The 16,977-nt window shown below is 52.9% G+C and carries 15 protein-coding genes and 1 tRNA gene; 8 read left to right on the top strand and 8 right to left on the bottom strand.

Going from position 1 to position 16,977, the window contains the following annotated elements:
• Positions 1–83 precede the first annotated feature (83 nt).
• The 5 genes from AC2TEM_RS20885 to rpmH form a co-directional block, all read right to left on the bottom strand.
• Positions 84–1,625: a GGDEF domain-containing phosphodiesterase gene (locus AC2TEM_RS20885; protein ID WP_170424576.1), complete on the bottom strand. Its 1,542-nt coding sequence runs from the start codon at positions 1,623–1,625 to the stop codon at positions 84–86.
• A 70-nt stretch (positions 1,626–1,695) separates the two neighbouring features.
• Positions 1,696–2,580 carry a tRNA 2-thiocytidine(32) synthetase TtcA gene (gene ttcA / locus AC2TEM_RS20880; protein ID WP_170402750.1) on the bottom strand — a complete coding sequence of 295 codons (885 nt, stop codon included), beginning with the start codon at positions 2,578–2,580 and terminating at the stop codon, positions 1,696–1,698.
• 38 nt (positions 2,581–2,618) lie between these two features.
• The gene (gene yidD / locus AC2TEM_RS20875; protein ID WP_170424577.1) at positions 2,619–2,852 is read right to left on the bottom strand and encodes a membrane protein insertion efficiency factor YidD; all 234 of its coding nucleotides are present in this window, start codon (positions 2,850–2,852) and stop codon (positions 2,619–2,621) included.
• Positions 2,849–3,274: a ribonuclease P protein component gene (gene rnpA, locus AC2TEM_RS20870; RefSeq protein ID WP_170424579.1), complete on the bottom strand. Its 426-nt coding sequence runs from the start codon at positions 3,272–3,274 to the stop codon at positions 2,849–2,851. The genes yidD and rnpA overlap by 4 nt, the downstream gene beginning before the upstream one ends.
• 26 nt (positions 3,275–3,300) lie before the next feature.
• Positions 3,301–3,435, bottom strand: a complete 135-nt coding sequence (gene rpmH / locus AC2TEM_RS20865; protein ID WP_005980833.1) for a 50S ribosomal protein L34 — start codon at positions 3,433–3,435, stop codon at positions 3,301–3,303.
• Between the two features lie 268 nt (positions 3,436–3,703).
• Between rpmH and AC2TEM_RS20860 the strand changes: the two genes are divergently transcribed.
• From AC2TEM_RS20860 to AC2TEM_RS20840, 5 genes are all read left to right on the top strand, one after another.
• Positions 3,704–4,462, top strand: a complete 759-nt coding sequence (locus tag AC2TEM_RS20860) for a TVP38/TMEM64 family protein (protein WP_480503723.1) — start codon at positions 3,704–3,706, stop codon at positions 4,460–4,462.
• A 3-nt stretch (positions 4,463–4,465) separates the two neighbouring features.
• The gene (locus AC2TEM_RS20855; protein ID WP_170424580.1) at positions 4,466–5,884 is read left to right on the top strand and encodes an FAD-dependent oxidoreductase; all 1,419 of its coding nucleotides are present in this window, start codon (positions 4,466–4,468) and stop codon (positions 5,882–5,884) included.
• 18 nt (positions 5,885–5,902) lie between these two features.
• Complete coding sequence (locus AC2TEM_RS20850) at positions 5,903–7,285, top strand: sensor histidine kinase (protein WP_480790530.1); 1,383 nt, start codon at positions 5,903–5,905, stop codon at positions 7,283–7,285.
• A gap of 64 nt (positions 7,286–7,349) precedes the next feature.
• Positions 7,350–7,426 (top strand) — tRNA-Arg (locus AC2TEM_RS20845).
• A gap of 562 nt (positions 7,427–7,988) precedes the next feature.
• The gene (locus tag AC2TEM_RS20840; protein ID WP_480856393.1) at positions 7,989–9,353 is read left to right on the top strand and encodes a hypothetical protein; all 1,365 of its coding nucleotides are present in this window, start codon (positions 7,989–7,991) and stop codon (positions 9,351–9,353) included.
• A gap of 396 nt (positions 9,354–9,749) precedes the next feature.
• Here the strand turns inward: AC2TEM_RS20840 and AC2TEM_RS20835 are convergent, their stop codons facing one another.
• Positions 9,750–10,868 (bottom strand): hypothetical protein, encoded by a 1,119-nt coding sequence (locus AC2TEM_RS20835; protein ID WP_480856392.1) that lies wholly within the window; start codon positions 10,866–10,868, stop codon positions 9,750–9,752.
• A 158-nt stretch (positions 10,869–11,026) separates the two neighbouring features.
• Here AC2TEM_RS20835 and AC2TEM_RS20830 point away from each other — a divergent pair, with 158 nt between their 5' ends.
• The gene (locus AC2TEM_RS20830; protein WP_170424583.1) at positions 11,027–13,372 is read left to right on the top strand and encodes a hypothetical protein; all 2,346 of its coding nucleotides are present in this window, start codon (positions 11,027–11,029) and stop codon (positions 13,370–13,372) included.
• 269 nt (positions 13,373–13,641) lie between these two features.
• On the opposite strand, the gene AC2TEM_RS20825 is transcribed toward AC2TEM_RS20830, so the two are convergent.
• A complete protein-coding gene (locus tag AC2TEM_RS20825; protein WP_170424585.1) occupies positions 13,642–14,214 on the bottom strand; it encodes a hypothetical protein in 573 nt (190 codons plus the stop codon).
• A gap of 234 nt (positions 14,215–14,448) precedes the next feature.
• Between AC2TEM_RS20825 and AC2TEM_RS20820 the strand changes: the two genes are divergently transcribed.
• A complete protein-coding gene (locus tag AC2TEM_RS20820) occupies positions 14,449–15,801 on the top strand; it encodes a hypothetical protein (protein WP_170424586.1) in 1,353 nt (450 codons plus the stop codon).
• A gap of 181 nt (positions 15,802–15,982) precedes the next feature.
• Here AC2TEM_RS20820 and AC2TEM_RS20815 read toward each other — a convergent pair whose 3' ends face one another.
• Positions 15,983–16,498: a hypothetical protein gene (locus AC2TEM_RS20815; RefSeq protein WP_170424588.1), complete on the bottom strand. Its 516-nt coding sequence runs from the start codon at positions 16,496–16,498 to the stop codon at positions 15,983–15,985.
• Between the two features lie 151 nt (positions 16,499–16,649).
• On the opposite strand from AC2TEM_RS20815, the gene AC2TEM_RS20810 reads away from it, so the two are divergent.
• Positions 16,650–16,934 carry a helix-turn-helix domain-containing protein gene (locus AC2TEM_RS20810; RefSeq protein WP_480856391.1) on the top strand — a complete coding sequence of 95 codons (285 nt, stop codon included), beginning with the start codon at positions 16,650–16,652 and terminating at the stop codon, positions 16,932–16,934.
• Positions 16,935–16,977: the final 43 nt, after the last annotated feature.

Raw genomic sequence — 16,977 nt, 5'->3', positions numbered from 1 at the left:
AACAGAGTGCAGCCCCAAAGGTCAAGCGGAATCGCCCATCAAATCGCTCCGGCGCTGGATTTGGCGCACCGTAATTGCAGATTTCATCCCATTTTGCGACCGATCTTGGATGCACCCCTGATCTTGGCACGATGCGCCGCGATCCAATCCAGGGTCTGCTCAAATGGCATTGGCTTTGCAATTCCGAACCCCTGAACGTGGTTACTGCCCAATTGCGCCATCAACGCGTGCTCGCCGGGCGTTTCCACGCCTTCGGCGAGCGTCTCGAGGTTCAGGCGTTCAGCCATGGTCAGAATGGCGCTGACCAGTTGCTGCTGGCTGGGATCCTGATCGGATTTGGTGACAAACGTCCGATCAATTTTAATCCGCGAGACGTCAAACCGCTTGATAGAGGCGATTGAAGCATGTCCGGTGCCAAAGTCATCCAGGTCGATACAACATCCAAGCGCAGCCATGCCGGTTACATTCCGGGTGATCACGTCATCCGGCCTGCGAGAGAACACGGTTTCCAGAATCTCAACCGCCAGCCGATCCGGTGTCAAATCAAACTGATCCAACTCCCATTTCAGGCGGTCGATCAAGCCGGGATTGCGCAACTCATCGGATGAGAAATTGATACCGATCCGGGGCACAACGCATGCTGCACGATCCCAAGCTTGCATCGCTTCAAAAGCATGGTGACGCATGATTTGGCCTAGCCGCTCCATCAGTTCGGCTTGCTCGGCGAAGGGCAGGAATACCTGCGGGCTGAGAACACCTTTTATTGGATGCTCCCACCTTGCCAAAGCCTCGAACCCTGTGATGTTCCCATTATCCGTTGAAACCTGAGGCTGAAACCAGGGCCGAATCTCTCCATTGTCCAATGCCGCCTCGAACTCTTTTCTCAAATTGGCTCGGACCAGGGATCGCCGACGGGTCGCGGTTGAATAGGCGCGTATGGTCGAGGGACCGCTTCTTTGCGCCTCGGACAGTGCAGCGGTGGCGGCGCCAATCCACTCATCAGCCTCGGCCTGTCGCAGGTCTGAATGCAGGCAAAACCCGATCGAGCAGGATTGGTAAACTCCTGTGCCATTCAACAAAAGCGGCTCTTCGACTGCGCTTTGGATGCGGCCGGACATTTGAATGCAAGCTTCCAGATCAAGATGTGGGGAGGGATGCAGGCCAATGAGAAACCGGTTCTGATCGATCTGCGAAAAGATGTCCTGATTTCGGATGATCGACAGGATGCGATCACTGAATTGCTGCTTTGCATGAGTGGCGGCAGCCTGACCGTGCAGATCCTGAAGCTCGGCATAGCCGTCCAAAGCAATTGCGATACAGGCGGCATTCTCACCTGATTTGCTGACCGATTCACTCAACGCCTCCAACTCTGATTGGAATACGTCATATGGAACCAGGCCGCTGGGGCGCATACCTGAACTGTGGGCTGTATAAGAACGGCTTCCCCAATTTCCGATGACGGCAAAAGCAAGGGGCAAACCCAAAGCCGTGGTAACAAGTGCACGTTCACCGCCCAACCAGAAGGCGGCTAAACACGCCGCGGGAATAAATGCCAGAACCTGCGGTCCGGTGAGAAATATCCGCAGCGTTTCGGAACAACGGTCGACAAAGAGGAATTTCCGCATAGGTTTTACGGCCTTCAGCTTGGGCTAGGATCGCGCAAGCCAACCGTAGGAAATCAATCTGAGTCAGGCGTTAACGTAACTGGGGAATATCGTCTGAATTTTCGTCTTTTTGAATCGGATCGATCGAAAGATTTGCGAAATCAAACAGTTTTGGGTCCAGAAGATGCGAAGGCCGCGCATTGGTCAATGCCCGAAACATCACTTGTCGCCGGCCGGGGCTGTTCTTTTCCCACTGATCGAGGATCTGCTTGACCTGTTGGCGCTGCAGCCCGTCCTGACTGCCGCACAGATCGCAGGGTATGATGGGATAGTTCATCGCCTTGGCGAATTTCTCGCAATCCGCCTCGGCCACATGGGCCAGCGGGCGATAGACGAACAGATCACCTTCTTCATTCACCAGTTTTGGTGGCATGGTTGCAAGACGACCGCCATGGAACAGGTTCATGAAAAAGGTTTCAAGGATGTCATCGCGGTGATGGCCAAGCACAACTGCGGAACAACCTTCCTCGCGCGCGATACGATAGAGGTTGCCCCGACGCAGGCGTGAACACAGCGCACAATAGGTGCGGCCCTGCGGAACTTTGTCCATCACAACGGAATAGGTGTCCTGATACTCAATCCGATGTGGCACCCCCATACGGTCTAGGAATTCTGGCAGGACTGTTGCCGGGAACCCCGGTTGCCCCTGATCTAGATTGCAGGCCAGAAGATCCACGGGCAGCAGACCGCGCCATTTCAGTTCGTAGAGCACCGCCAGAAGGGTATAGCTGTCCTTGCCGCCCGACAGGCAGACCAACCAGCGGGGTGTTTTACCTTCGGCGGTGCGGTCCACCATGCCGTATTGCTCAATGGCCTCGCGCGTCTGGCGCACGATGCGCTTGCGCAGCTTCTTGAACTCGGTGGTTGAAGGCGCACCGGCAAAAAGCGGATGGATATCGTCGGCTTCATCAAACATGGGCTGGGCCTATCGCAGTTGGGTGAACCGGGCAAGGGTCAGGGTCGTTCGTCGTCGGGCACAGGGTCATAGCCATCGCCACCCCACGGATGGCAGCGCCCGATCCGGCGCGCCGCCAGCCATGCGCCCTTGATGGCGCCGTGTTTATCAAGCGCTTCCAGTGCATAGGCGGAACAAGTCGGCTGATAGCGGCAGTTAAATCCAACCCAGGGGCTGAAGATCAACCGGTAGACCCGGACGGGCAGGGCGAGGAGATGGGCAAAGAGGGTCATTTGCCACCCCCGTGTATTTTGCGCAGCGCATAGCGCAAATCGTCTTTAAGCGCATCAAAGGGCCGTGCAGCGGTAACCTCGGCGCGGCCGATCAACACGTAGTCCCAGCCCGCATGCCCATGAATAGGTAATACGGCTCGCGCGGCTTCACGCAGGCGGCGTTTGGCGCGGTTGCGGGCGACGGCATTGCCGACCTTCTTTGAGCAGGTGAACCCGATGCGAATGCCCGCAGCCTCATCAGCGCCACGTTTACGCGCCTGCACCATCATCGATGCAGTGCCTTGCCGTTTGGCCCGCGCGGCTTTCAGAAAGTCCGAGCGATTCTGCAGTACGGTCAATGATTCAGATGCGCAAACGAACGCCGCCGGGGGCATCACCCTCGGCTGGTTGTTACCATCCTCAGGGGCCTCCGGCGGCGTCATGTTCATAACCTGAAAGGTCGAGCGGTTTATGCGCTCAGCGACTTACGGCCGCGTGCGCGACGTGCGTTCAGGATTTTGCGGCCGGCTTTGGTGGCCATGCGCGCGCGGAAACCGTGGCGGCGTTTGCGAACCAGGTTCGAAGGCTGATAGGTGCGTTTCATCGCTCCGTCTCCAATCTATAGCGGTGGGTGCGGCGCGGATTCGCCTAGCCCTAGTGTTCGAAGCCCGTCCTCTACTGGGTAGCGGGGGGTAAGTCAAACCCCTAGGTGGGGGTTTTGGTGCGTTTTGCAACAAATCTGTAATCTGCCCGGGCAAAAGATTTCAAAAACCGGGTTCAGAGCGCGTATCCCTCACATTAAGTGCCATAAACATCAAGGCCCCGTGAGGCCTCTGTTGCAGCGCGCGCGGGCGGCGCATGTTGTGGGCAAGATGAATGAACAAGAACCTGCTACCCAGATGAACGAAACCACCAAGATCCCGCGCAACGGGCTGGCGCGTCATATCCCATTGGCGGTGATTCTTGCCGTTGCCGCCGTGGGGTTCTTTGCGCTGGGCGACTATCTGACCTTTGAAACCCTGCGTGACAATCGCGAGGCTCTGCTGGCCTGGCGCGATTCAAACTACTGGGCGATGGCGGCAGCTTTCGTAGGGATTTACATCATTATTGTTGCCTTCTCGTTACCCGGTGCTGCGGTCGCTTCGATGACCGGCGGGTTCCTGTTCGGGTTGCTTGCAGGAACGGCTTTTAATGTTTTTGCCGCAACCATAGGCGCTTCGACGATCTTTCTGGCCGCACGCTGGGGTTTGGGTGAATCTCTGACCGCCAAGCTTGAAGCCTCGGAAGGGACGGTCAAGAAACTGAAGGACGGGCTGCGTGAGAATGAAATCTCGGTTTTGTTCCTGCTGCGTCTTGTACCTGTGGTGCCCTTCTTCGTTGCCAATCTGGTGCCCGCATTGGTTGGGGTAAAGTTCCGAAACTTCCTGATTACGACGGCGCTGGGCATCATCCCTGGTGGGATTGTCTATACCTGGATCGGTGTTGGGCTGGGTGGTGTCTTTGATCGCGGCGAAACCCCGGATGTCTCGCTGTTATGGGAACCCTTCGTGATCGGGCCAATTATTGGCTTGTGCGCGCTGGCAGCGCTGCCGATTGTCATCAAATCCCTCCGTGGTCGAAAGGGCTCCTGATCCATGCAAGAGTTGAAAACCGATATCCTGGTGATCGGGGCCGGGTCAGGCGGGTTGTCTGTAGCCGCCGGGGCCAGCCAGATGGGTGCGGATGTCATCCTGCTGGAAGGCCACAAGATGGGTGGGGATTGCCTGAACTTCGGCTGTGTCCCATCCAAAGCTCTGATCGCCAGCGGCAAGGCTGCATATGCTCAGGCCCACGCGTCGGCTTTTGGCGTCGCGGATGCGATGCCACAAGTGGATTACGCAGCTGCCAAGGATCATGTGCAGAGTGTTATCGCCCAGATCGAACCCATGGACAGTCAGGAGCGTTTTGAAGGCTTTGGCGTCAAGGTAATCCGGGAGTACGGCCGATTCATCTCACCCACGCAGGTACAGGCCGGAGATCACCTGATCACCGCCCGTCGCGTCGTGGTGGCCACAGGTTCATCGCCCTTGGTGCCGCCGCTGCGCGGGCTGGATCAAGTGCCGTATTACACCAACGAGACCATATTCGACCTGCGCGATAAGCCCGAGCACCTGCTGATCATCGGCGGAGGTCCCATCGGCATGGAAATGGCGCAGGCGCATATCCGGCTGGGCTGCAAAGTGACCGTGATCGAGGGCCTTAGTGCGCTGGGCAAAGACGACCCTGAAGCTGCAGCCGTCGTGCTGGACAGCCTTCGGACTGAAGGTGTCGAAATCCATGAAAACGCCATGGTGTCCCAGATCCGAGAAAATGCAGGCACCATTGAGGTGGTCACTGAGAATGATGAGGTCTACGCGGGCTCTCATCTGTTGCTGGCCGTCGGACGCAAGGCCAATATCGACCGTCTGAACCTCGACGCTGCCGGGATCGACAGCACGCGGGCAGGCATCAAGGTGGACGACTCTTTACGCACGAGCAATCGCAAGGTCTATGCCATTGGTGATGTTGCAGGTGGGCTGCAATTTACCCATGTCGCCGGATATCATGCGGGGATCATCATCCGCTCTGCCTTATTTGGGCTTCCGTCGAAAGCGAAGACCGCTCATATCCCATGGGCCACCTATACAGATCCCGAACTGGCACAGGTCGGCCTGACCGAGGCACAAGCCCGTGAACAGCATGGCGACGCGGTGGAGGTTGCCCGGTTCGACTATCACCACAATGACCGTGCAGTTTGCGAGCGCAAGACCAAGGGGTTCATCAAGGTGATGGTCGTAAAGGGCCGACCTGTGGGCGCGACAATCGTCGGATATCAGGCCGGAGAATTGATCAACTTGTGGTCGCTGGCGCTGGCCAATAATCTCAAGATGGGTCAGATCGCAGCGATGGTTTCGCCTTACCCAACGGTCGGAGAGCTTAACAAACGTGTGGCAGGAGCCTATTTCTCTCCAAGGCTGTTTGAGAATCAAATGGTTAAACGAGTGGTCAGGTTCGTCCAGCGCTGGATTCCCTGACCCAAGGAGGAGCGCAAAGTGAACTCGCTGTCGGGCCGATTTCTGATCCTGACGACGGTCTTCGTCATGTTGGCCGAAGTGCTGATCTTTGTGCCCTCGATCGCGCGTTTCCGTGAAGATTTTCTGCTGAACCGGCTGGAACGCGCCCAGATCGCCTCGCTTGCTTTGTTGGCCGACGATATGCTGGCTGATGAGCTTGAAGCGGAATTGCTGTCAAATGCGGGGGTCTATAACGTCGTATTGCGCCGCGACGAGGTGCGTCAGCTCATGCTGTCTTCACCGATCCCGACCCAGATCACCAAGACCTTTGATTTGCGTAATGCCAGCGCTTGGGTGCTGATCCGTGATGCGGTCTCGAGGCTGTTTACCCCCGAAAACGAGGTCATTCGTGTGATCGGCGCGCCGGTCAAAGACGCAGGACTGTTGATCGAGGTGACAATGGACAGTGAGCCCTTGCGTATGGCCATGACGGATTATGGGCTCCGCATCCTTGGGCTGTCCTTTGTGATCTCAATCATAACGGCCTCGTTCCTGTTTCTGGCTGTGCGCGTGGTACTGGTGCGTCCGATCAAAAGCGTTGTTGGCTACATGCAGCGCTATGCCAGCGCACCTGAGGATGCGCGCGGCATCATCTCCCCCAATTCCAGGGTGACCGAACTGCGCGAGGCCGAAGAGGCCCTGCAGATGCTTCAAACCGATCTGACCCAGGCCCTGAAGCAACGTGAACGTCTGGCCCAGTTGGGCGGGGCGGTGGCTAAGGTCAGCCACGATCTGCGCAACATTCTGACGTCTGCTCAGCTGTTTACCGATCGAATTGAGGCCAGCAATGACCCCCTGGTGGCGCGAATGGCACCCAAACTTGTCAATTCGATCACGCGGGCGGTTTCCTTGTGCGAAAGCACCTTGGCGTTCGGACGCGCCGAAGAACCAGCCCCAACCCTGACCATGGTGCGCTTGCGGGACGTTACCGCAGATGTTGTCGCCAGCGAGCAACTCGCTATTGCCGATGCCTGCGTTGAGATTGTGAACGACGTACCCGAAGATCTTGTTATCCGTGCCGACCCGGAACAGATTTTCAGGGTTGTCATGAATCTTGTGCGCAATGCCCGGCAAGCACTTCTGGTCTCAGGTAAGGCGGGGCGCGTAACGGTGTCTGCATCTGAGCTTGAAGCCGACTGGTGCATCGAAATCAGCGATACGGGTCCAGGCCTGCCTCCTAAGGCCCGAGAGAATCTGTTTACCCCATTTCAGGGTGGTGTTCGCAAAGGCGGCTCGGGACTTGGGCTCGCGATTTCGCAAGAATTGGTGCGGGGTCACGGCGGAGATCTGTTTCTGAAAGACACAGGGCCTGATGGAACCACCTTTGAAATAAGGCTTCCACGCGGTGATATGACTTTTTGAAGTTTTTTTGAAGAATCGACTTGCGCGCCCTCGGCCTCAGGTCTAAATACCGCCTCACCAACGCGGACCGATAGCTCAGCTGGATAGAGTACTTGACTACGAATCAAGGGGTCGGGGGTTCGAATCCTCCTCGGTCCGCCACTTGGTAATTTTGTCAGGCGACACATAGTTCTGCCACCAGCGACAGAACCTTGCCATTTTCGCCTCACTTCCTTCATCAAGCACCTAGACCGATTTCAATGATCCTGACTTCCCTTTTGGGAAAATCAGGGCTGAATTGCAGATCAGACGCCGAAGGCGCCTGTTCCTGCTGATCTGCCACGTGGCGAACGCGGATGGGGGCGAGGCAATGCTATTCGACAATAGTGGTGCGGCCCGCAAGCGTAGCCGAGGACACGGTGTTGTCTAATAGGGTTGCCCGAGGGGGAAGGCAGCGCCTTACCCCTGATGGCCAGGGGCGTTTGGCTTGTCCAAATCCCGCTGCCCCAAAACAGGTGCAGCGGAGCAGGCTTCGCCTTTACTATTTGCGCAAGAACGCGTTGTTATTCTAATGAATCGGGCGGAAAGCGGACTTTAGCTGCGCGTGCGAAGAGCTTATGTTGACTGTCATGGAATCGGACATTCGGCTCCTTCCCTGTCAGCAACTTGCTCCGGTGGAAAGCTCTTCTGGCCAGGATGAAGGCTGTAGTGACAGCGTCGTCGAATGCCTCACTTTGCAATTTCAAGGGACATCAATATCGAACAGTTTCTCACTTGGTTGCAGCAAGCCTTCAACAATCGTGAATTAGCCATTGGCCTGTGGATCATCCTTGGCCTCTTGTTTTGTATTGCTAAGGTAGATCTCCGAAATAGTCTCTGGAGCGTCGCTAAGGCGCTTATTGCCCCGAGGCTGTTGCTGTTCTTCGGCATTGTTGCTCTCAATGTAGTCGCACTGTGCTGGCTGTTGGCAGAAGTTAGATTGTGGTCAATGACCCAGGTGCCACCCACTGTTTTGTGGTTTGTAATGGCCGGCTGCGTTTTTGCTGGTCGTGCATTGCAATCGAAGGAAGACGATCAGTATTTCCGAAACCTGTTTCGGGGCAGTTTGAGGCTCGGAGGTATCTTTGAATTTATCGTGGTTGCCTACACCTTCAGCCTGACGACCGAGTTGGTCCTAACCCCTGTCCTCTTCTTCTTGGCAGCTACTCTGGATTTCGCGAGCACAAAACAAGAGTACGCGAAAGCAAAGGTCTTTCTGGAGTTCATCCTGACTGCCTTTGTCATTGTCCTAGTCTGGAACTCAGTGTCATCGATCTGGTCACAGCCAGATATCTTCTTCACGACTGATACGGGTCGCAATTTCGTTCTACCGATCCTGCTGACCGTCGGAAGCATCCCAGTGTTTTATCTGCTGTTTTGCTATTCGCACATTGAACAAGCCCGTATCCAGATTGATCAAAATGCCTTTCAGTCTGACGACCTCAAAGGGTATGCACGTAAACGCTTCTTTCTGATACTCCCACTGCGCCCCTGGCTTCTGCGGCGGGCAACACGCCAATTCAATACACTCCCTGCAAAAACCAATGCAGATGTGGACCGGATCATCGCCGATATTCTGAACTACGAACGAAACGAGGAAGACCCACCGACCGTCGACAAAAGGCTGGGTTGGAGCCCTTTCGAAGCTAGAGACTTCCTTAGTGAACAGGGATTGAGAACAAACGACTACCACAAGGGCCACGATGAATACTGGGCTAGTTCAGAATATGTCGAGCTTGATAGTCATATCCTTCCGAACAAGGCTGTCTTCTACGCCGAGGGACAAGAAGGCGTCGTTACCACGCTCAAACTAACCGGGAAGTTCATGGATGGTTTCGACAGCGGAGAAGCAATCCAGAGGTTCAAGGTGATCGGTGCATTACTTTGCGAAAAAGCTATCGGGCGCGGTGACATCGCAATTGATTCACTCATTCCAAATTCCCAAGTATTTGAAAACGAGATGATCATCGGTGGTACGACGATAAGAGCTTGGGGTAAGAGGTATCCAAGCGACAGAGGCTTTGAAGTTTTCCTGGCCTTTTCTCGTTGAGGGGCTTTGAAAGCACGGCACCTAGCCACTTTGCAAAGTATGCCTTTCAATTTTTCGGGCCACACACATGAGCTGAGCAATGAGTAACATGGTGTCGTCACCTTAGCTGTCGATCCACATCGAGAATCTGTTTCGCGTACTTCAAGGGGCTTAAGTGGAAGCATTCCAAGCGTCCAATTCCTCGAGGAAGTGATATCAGATTGTTAGGGCTGTGCAGCGGAGAGCGGGGACACTGAAGCAATTGCGGATGACCGAATGGATTTACAGTTAAGGTTACGACACAGGACCAATTGAAAGCGTCCAGCTGTCATGGGCGGGAAGCCGATTTCATCACGGCAGCAAGAAAATACTAACTTGTGGACCAATGCAGTCTTAGCGACCCAATTAGCTAAATTCTCACTGAATGCCGCCAACGATGGATGAAACCACAAAAAACGTTACGAAAAAGAAAATCAGAAAGTACAGCCATGCGAATGGGCGGACAATCCGCTTAGCTTCAGCCTCTTGCAGGTTAAGATATGATCCAGTGACTCTTTGATATTCCCGATTAAATTTTTCGGGCCATCTATCTGGAAGAAAAATCTCAATCGTCTTTTTAATGACCAACGGGTTTTCTAACGTTCCACCATGATCTGTGCCAATCATTGCCACCATCTCGTCCAATTCTGAGGGAAGCTCTTTTAGCTTCGTTGCCTGAGAACCTACAACGCCTTCCAGTAGCCCATGAAGTATATGAAAGTTTTCCGGCAATTTAGTGAATCTAATCGATTCCTCGAACTGCAATACATGTTCAAGCCAATCGCGGATCAAAGCGACAGATCGATCTATTGCGCGAATGTCAGCAGGTTCGCCGGGCTCGCCCCAGCTCTGGGTGAGTTTCTTCAATAACCCGTCGACAGGACCAAATATCTCCTGCATTTCGCTAATCTTCTGGTCAATCCAAACTATGGCTGATGCCTCATCAAGGAAAGAAAGTTGTCGCAGATAATGGCCGCCACTAAGGTCTTCCAGCTTCTCAAAAATTTCAGTGTTGTAGTGCCGAAGTAACTCCGCAGTTAGTCTCCACTCCCAACCAAGCGGTTTATCGATCAAAAGCCGACGTACCAATGGAGGTTTGTCCTGAAAAGGCGCAAGTTCTTCGTCCAAAAGGCGGCGGCGTACGTCGTCACCTGGTTTGCCAAGACGTCCCAATACAAAACTCTCGTGCTGCTCTCGCCAGTGCAGAAGTAAGTCTTCAGGGTGCCCCTTTTCATCGCTATCAACCGTTTTATGACAGTTGCAGCACAGCCAAATTCCGTTCGTGATGTCCGCGCGTAATGCATCGTTTGAATCCCGACGGTACCTGGCGCTAGAGGGTCGCGCGCCAGCAATATGCGCGGCCTCACCGATGATTGTGGTTCCAGACGGGTCAGAGTTTGGGCCGACAGTGGGCCCTCTGCAATCTGGGTTGCTGCACAGATAGCCAGCGCGTTTTCCGAGTGCTTCTATAGTGGCCTTGTTGAAATCTGGTGCCATAATGCTCGACAGTACAATTTCTTACAAAGGTATTGCCTCTTGAGTGAACTGTCAGCCGAAATCCGACTTCGCCCTACTCGCATAGCTCTACTGGTAAGCCCTAACGACAAACATCTATCCGAAAGTTCATGCGAATCTGCTCCTGCTTGTGGGGAGGCATGTTCAATCCGATCATTCCCATCTTTCGAAATGCCCCTGATGAATGGCGGTCAACGGTCAAAGGACCGATGAAGGGGTTTGATGTTACTCAAGGCTATTTGAAGTTCTTTGAACCCGACATCTTAGTTGAAGCGCGAGAAGGCCACGCTGATCGAGCAGGTATATCAAAGAGCGGCGGACGAGCTTTCCGCGATCATATTATTTCATTGGAGGATTTGCTCCGAGCCGAGCCACACAGAGACTGTGCAGAGTTGACCCGTGGACTAAGCATGATCGATGTTTTTCGGGAAAAGTATGCCACAGAACGTAAGTTTGAGTTGAGGGATCGAAGAGACGCGCTCCTCGTAAAACCTGCTCCAAAGACACTGGCGTCAGAGGCCATGTTTGGGTGTTTTCCGAACCGCCAAGATAGCCGGTATTTTGGTCAAGGCTACAAAGTTGTGTATCAGCCAGAGCTTTCAGAGTTTTCAATAGATACATGGCGGCGCGCTTTTATGGAGGGCGCATTTACACCGCTAAAGCTGACCAGTTTCAAACTTGAGACTGATCGAAATTGGCAGCACGATGTGAAAATTTTCGTGTATGACCCTTCAAAAACGACCGATGTAATCGACCTTTGGAATGCCCGCCTAGAACCCTGGCCGATTGTTCCAGTGCCAGTCTTCTGGTTGGATGATCTGTCAGAAGATCTCGCGAGAATTATTCGGCATGAGTATCGTCCTCTTCAGGGCAATCCAAATGGCATCATGCATAACACGACGATTGAGGTAGCCCGTTCGATTAGCGAGGCCGAAGCAAAAAGGGTACACTCGATCCTACCCGATGATCTTCCGAAGGGCTCAGTAGCACTAAAGCTTTGGAACAACGAGATTTGGCGTCGAGAAGTACACCCCCAAATGTCGGTTGAACGTCCTCTTCGAGTAACGGCCGCCTCAAAAAGAGAGCGACTAAACGTTAGTCAAGGCGACACGCCGACGGTTCAATTTAGCGCTTTATCTCCAAGTTTTGCTCCACAGTATGGTGGTGCACTAAGCGCAAGATGGGTGAACACGGTAGAGTTTAGTTCCTATCATGGCAGCGAATTCGCGACGGTCGTACCATTCAATTCGACAACGTCAGATTGGCTCCGCATTGATTTCTTGGGGGACCATGTTGTCGTTGGAACGGAGGGGTGGGCCTTCAGTCAAAAGTACAAAGACATGGAACAAACTGTGCAGTTGTCGACGACGGAGGAAGCCATTGTTCAATGGTTGGAGAAATTCGGCTTTGAGGCAAAGCTATCAGAACCAGGCCGCATAGCGAAGCAAGTGCTGAGGCAGTTGGACGGAACGTGGGGCATCTATCTCTTGAAGGATGTAGAAACGCTTGAGTACTTGAATGGGATGGCGGGCGGCAAACGCTACAGAAAATCTGGGGATGGCATCCAAGAGGAGCAATTCGACCCCAAAACAAGATCGTCAAACGACTGGGTAGGCTTGATGAAACGTCGGGAGAAGCGTTGCCCGCTGCCGAAAATCACCACCAAACACTTTACTGACCGAAATATCCTTTCTCTTGGTCTTTCATCGACTTGCCCAACGTGTTCGGCGCAGAATTGGCATGGTCTTGGTGAAGTCGACTTTAATGTACGTTGCGCGCGGTGCTTAGAAGACTATCCTTTCCCCCAGGGAGAGCTTGCAACAAAGAACCGAAACTTTGGCTATCGACTGATGGGTCCGTTCGCAACTCCCGACTATGCGCGCGGATCATATGCAACGCTACTAACTTATAACCTGTTGAATGATTTAAGATCAGGCCATCACTCAATGTCATTCGTCCCGGGAGTTGACGTAGACTTCAAGGACGGCACTCCGCCTTGCGAAGTCGACTTCATTGCATGGAGATCTCGAGAGCACTTCGGTGAGACACTTGAACCTGACCTTTTGTTTGGAGAGACTAAGTCATTTGGAAAAGGCGATCTAATTCAAGACGATGATGTTGCGCGGCTAAAGAGAGTGGCCGAGCGGTTTCCAGGATCGATCATCATTTGCTCTGTGCTTCGCAACCATTTCACAGATAACGAAAAAGAAAGACTAAAGAGGTTAGCGCAGTGGGCTCGACGTCCAAACAAATCATATGAACCCACCAACCCATTTATTCTCCTCACTGGAAACGAACTTTTCTTTGACATCACACTCGGGTCCACATGGAAGGACCTTGGTGAGCCCTACTCGAAGTACGATGACTACGATTACACCAACAAGTTGCGGGGTTTGTCAGAAGCCACTCAAGCAATCTACTTGGGCCTTTCCTCGTACTACGAAGACGACCGGTACCAGTTACGGCGTGGTGTTCGCAAAGCTTGAAGTGCCAGCGCGATAAACGAAAATCATGTCGGCTTCTTATTGGCCGTGAGGCATATATATAGTTGCGCGTTGGCGGAGTGTGAGGCCCTTCGCTAGCGCTGACCCAAGCGTGTTAGGTTTCGAAGGATAGATTTGATCGCGAACTGTGAGTTTGCCCATCGTTTGAATTTTCTGTCGCAGCAATTGCCCGGAATGCAGACTTCTGACGCTGCATAAGGCTTCATTGCTAAGTGTCGGTTTTGGGCCGTGTGTTTACGAAGGGTCAACTCTTACCACTGCCGCCAACTTAGCCCCATTGTTGCGGCGATAGCTTCAGGGCACCCTGCCTGAACACGGCTGCGATACGCGCGAACAGATACCCCGTTCTCCAGTGCGACTGCCTCCCATTCATCATCCGGATCATGAGCTATTTCCCGCACACCTTCAGTTGCTGCCCTTTCACCCGACCAGCCTCGTTTGAGTCGTTGTCTGAAAGTTTGGAATGCAATTCCATTTTCTTCTGCAACCGGCCAAGCTGGAAGGCCGTTCTCTAACGTAGCTAAACCATCGCGGCGCCGATTTTCGTAGGCTCCACGATCATAGGGATATTGGGTATGTTCGCAGGCAACCGTCCACACCTTTGCTCCACTCGCAGCGTCCTCTTCTAGACTCACGACTGAGGCATCATTCAAAGGAAATGGCTTCAGTCCATAGCGGTAACACAGCCACCAGGCGTCTTCGCTACTTGCCGCTTTGCCGATTGTTTGGCCGCCTAATGGGGCAACAGAATTGATCATTAGTTTTTCCGTTTCAAAAAGGTGTGAGAAGTTTGAATTGAGTAATCCTTGACTAAATGTAAGCACTCGAGACCTCGAGACAAGCAATGTGAGCCGTCATTTATTCAAGATCGAAATTGGCTCCTGCATCTCAGATTTGTTGGTTTGACCGCGCAAAGATTTCAGGCGAACAGAGAACGTCCGGAAAGTGGTCTGCAAACGCAGAAACCGAACGACGATCTCAAATTCGGCTAGCGTCCGCTTTTCCATGGTCGGGAAATTGCCTATCTCGATTCAGGCATAAGTAAGGAAACTCTTAAAATGACGGACCGAAGCCCACTTTGGATTGCGCCCCGAACGGGACAGGATTGGATTTGCGACGATACCAAGCGGGCTGTCGAATGGCTGAAATCGTTTGTCCCTGAAGCTGAAATGGCAAAGCGACTTCAAAATTGCCAACAGACTTACTTGGGAAATCGCGAACGTTGGGAAGACGGTCAAGATGTTGAGATATTTGACAAGAAAGATGAGATGGCTTGGTTCATCTTTCAAGCAGAGACATATGCGATTGGCAGGGAGTTTTGGGTACCTGATGAAGCGGCCCGGATTGTCCCCTACCTCCAAAAAATTGGTCGGGACCTCAATTGTCTGAAAAAGGTAGGTGGTGTTGAGACACGTGCAGAGCGGCTTATGACCTCCGACCGCAGTCAGCCTGAGGGAGGAATTTACGAGTTGCTTGTTGCTGGCGCCTACGTAAGGCACGGCTGGTCAACTGTTGCATTCGTGGATGAAACCCCAGGACGCGGACGAACACCAGACTTGCATGTTTCTAAACCTGGAACTCGATGGGCTGTTGAGTGCAAGCGCATCATGCGCTCAGGATATGCGGCAAGAGAGGAAAAGGCAGGTAAAATTCTTGCATCCAGGGTACATGAAGTGAGCGAAAACTATGGGCAGTCTTTCGTCTTGGATGTTCGTTTTCGTGAAGAGTTGGATGCATATGACGAGTCCTATCTGAAAGATCGAGTCGAGGAATTTCTTCCCTTGGATGGCACAGTGGAGAACTCTGACGGTCGAACGGATATCCGCCTTCGACCAGTCCAATGGGGTTTAGTTCGCTCAATTATGAGTTCTGACTTCATCTACATTGGTTCAACCCGGATGATGGAGATAATCAGTGGCCAACATGAGCATGGTGCATCCCATTCCCTAAATGTGAAATGTCGCCGCGCTCAATCTAAGCCATCTTATGCTGACTTGATTTACCACGCTTCTTTGGTGAACTGGGCGAGTATTTCGCCAGCAGCTCAGCGAGCTAAGGCTGATCACTTCAAAAGAAAGATTGCCAGCGCCGAAGGCCAACTCCCCGATGACTGCCCCGGTGTAGTGCATGTCGGCATGGAAAGCTTGGGCCATCAAATGATTGACCAACGCCGACACTTACAGAACCACCTAATCGCACGGGAGTTCACAACCTCATCTTCACGGCTCCGTTGGATTTATGGAAACTACTTTCAGGTGGAGGTTACAACCCGCCAGGATGAGTCCTGCGCTATGGAAGAGTCGATGGCTCCTTACCGCATTGGAAAACATAGAACCAAGGAACCATTGCCGGGTCACCTGCTAATTGCGGACGACCAAGACGCTGTCGAAGGGCTTCATTGGAACCTTTAAAAGAGTGTTAACAAGCTTTTTGTTGTTCTCAGAGGTTAGACCTTCAAAATGCTGCGCATTCAACCAACGTCCGGTTCGGGGAATCTGTAAGCGGCGTCGGTCGTGATGGTTAATGTCCGCAATGGGCCGGCCGTGACTAAACTAGATTTTCTAAAACGCCCCTGAGGCGCATACGAAAAACCTAAGGCGGCCGTGATGATTTTGAGAGTTTTCTCGGTCGACCTTTGTAACCCACGATCAGCTTTTCATCCTCGAGCAGACGTAGCGCCGTTTCCCAGCGGATTTTGAGTTTTCGCGCTACCCTGTTGATTACTTGGGTCTCTGTCCAAATACGGCGCAGCTTATGTTTTGGCACTATGGGCCTGCGAACCCCGCGCTGCACCTCAAAGCCGCGTTCCCTAAAGAGTTTGGACAGCGTTGCAGGCTTCATTCCGTTTGCGTTGGCGATATCTGAACAGGTCTTTCCCCTTTCATACTGCCTATAGAGGCGTTGAACATAGTCGACGCCAAGCAAGTCCAGGAGCCGACGCACAACCAACGGGTTAATTCCGAGCCGTTCAGCAAATTCCCTATGGGTTTTGCTAAGTTTGAGTAGAGCGAGGAGTTTGCGGCGCAGGTATGGCTGCCACGCATTTGGCGTCTCTCGCAGGAAAATAGTCGGAACTCTGCCGCATTTTATTTCGAATACTGTGTTCAAGCCTTATCCAGTTTCTTCAAAGTCAGATATCTTTGTTTGCACCGATTGGCGCAAAGCTGTTGGCGTTACAGCAGCTTAACTGATGACGGCCTGACATTGCATTGAATTTTTGAGGCGCAAATACGTAAACATCAGAAAATAAACAATAAAAATGACATCTTTGAGGTCATTTGCTAGGTTTCGCTTACTGGAATCAGTCGGAACATTTGACATGGCAGGAAATTTGGTAGTCGATCTCGCCAAGCATGAGCAGATCAAGTGTGATCTTCGGCTCAAGGGTAGTTCACTGGCAATGCTGAGTCAGGACATCGGCCGCTCCATCAGCTCGGTGTCTACTGTGTCTCAAGGATACAGACGCTCCGATTACATCCAGAAAGCTATAGCAGAGAAGCTTGGGACAACACCTGAGGCTCTTTGGCCGGAACGTTATGAATAACGGAGGTGCCTGCAGATGAATTAGCAACAGCATTAATAGGAAG

The sequence above is a fragment of the Ruegeria sp. HKCCD3925 genome, from assembly GCF_057221175.1.
This window is presented reverse-complemented; position numbering and strand designations above follow the sequence as displayed.